The following is a 1,554-nucleotide window of genomic DNA, read 5'->3' on the forward strand; positions in this document are numbered from 1 at the left end:
GTCCCGCACTCCGTCGTCATCGAGGGTCCAGGTGCGGACCATGCGGGGCCCGTAGCCCTTGAGGTAGCCGTGCCCCCGGTACTCCTTGCCGTCCGGGATCTGGTGCGGGGCGTAGTGCGCGCAGTCGTCCAGCGCCACCTGCGACTGCGTGGTGCCCGCCACCCGCAGGCTGAACCGGGTCAGGAGGTTGGGCGCGATCATCTTGTGGATGCCGGGCGCCCCGCCGTCCGTGACCGGGTACTGCGTCGCCCACCACAGGACCACGCCGCGCGAACGCCCCAGGGACGACAGCTCGATGAGGCGTTGCAGCCGGGGCTTGTCGCCCATGACCCGGGCCAGGACGACCTGTCCTTCGTCGATGAACACGGTGAGCTGGCGGCCGTTCCAGACGCTGATGCCGCGCCTGCGCATCTCGCCCTTGCGCCACACCATCTCCGCGTGCGCGTCGTCCAGCGCCTCGTCCACCTCGTGCGGCTCGTTGGCGGTCCGGCAGATCCCTTCCCACGGGATCGACTCCTCGCCCTTGCCGTCGATCAGGACCATGTCGCCGCGCATGTGGGCGGTGCCCATGAGCGGGCGGACCGACCAGGACTTGCCCGTGCCCGACGCGCCGGAGACCAGCAGCCGCTCGGCGTACGGGATCAGCACTTCCTCGCCCGTCTCGATGTCCAGGCCCAGGCTCATCACGTCCGGGTCGAGGGGGATACGGGCCGGGGTCCACAGCGCCGACACGTCGGCCGCCGCCGATCGGGTGGCCAGCGTCAGGACCGCCCAGCCGCCCCGGGACGCGGACGTGATCCGCATCCGAAGCGCCGTCCGGCACCCGAGTAGCGCCCGGATCGAGTCGGCCTTGTCCGACAGCGTCTTGACCGTCCACGTCCCGTCCAACCGGATCTCGCACCGGATGCCGCCCGGCTCCAGCGCCGGGGGAGTGGTCACGGTCCCGCCCAATCCGCGCTCGGCCGCGTGCTCCACCCAGAAAGCCGGGTCGAGGCGTTCGACGAGCTGCCGTTCCTCGGCGGACATCCCGCCGTCCACGGTCACGGTCACCGTCCGGCGCCCGAGCCACAGACCGGCCACGTTCGCCCCGACCAGCAGCGCGGACACCGACAACGGCCACATCGTCCAGTCCGCCGGGGTGGACATCAGGTAGGACGCGACACCCGCCGGCACCACGTGCACGGCGTGAGCCTCAACCGCCCGCCGGGTCAGCGTCGCCGGGTAGTTGCCGCGCGCCGTCTTGAGTTCGGTCTTGGCCTGCTGCCCGTGCTGGCGGGCGGCACGGTCGGCTGTCCGGGCCGCGCGGCGGGCGGCGGCCAGGGGATTCTTCGAGCCCTTGCGGGCGGCGGTCCGCTGGCTCTTCGCCGTCGCGACCGTCGACCGAGCGGAGTTGTGAGCGCGCTGAGCGTCCATCAGCGCCTTGAGGTTCTCCGGCGTCCGGAGCTTGACCCGCCGGTCCGCCTCGAGGTCCCAGCGCTGCGCGAACGGCGCGAGGCTCGGGGACAGGTCGTCCAGCACGTTGATCACCGTGCTGGCCGACATCTGTGCGCCCGA

At 72.1% G+C, this 1,554-nt stretch carries 1 protein-coding gene; it reads right to left on the reverse strand.

All coding sequences use genetic code 11. From position 1 onward, the window contains the following. Nucleotides 1-1,542, reverse strand: a 1,542-nt coding sequence (locus O3W51_RS47965) for an ATP-binding protein (protein WP_269290390.1), incomplete at its 3' end; no start/stop codon positions are given. Nucleotides 1,543-1,554: the final 12 nt, after the last annotated feature.

It is taken from the genome of Streptomyces sp. H39-C1, assembly GCF_027158125.1.
Lineage (GTDB): Bacteria > Actinomycetota > Actinomycetes > Streptomycetales > Streptomycetaceae > Actinacidiphila > Actinacidiphila fildesensis.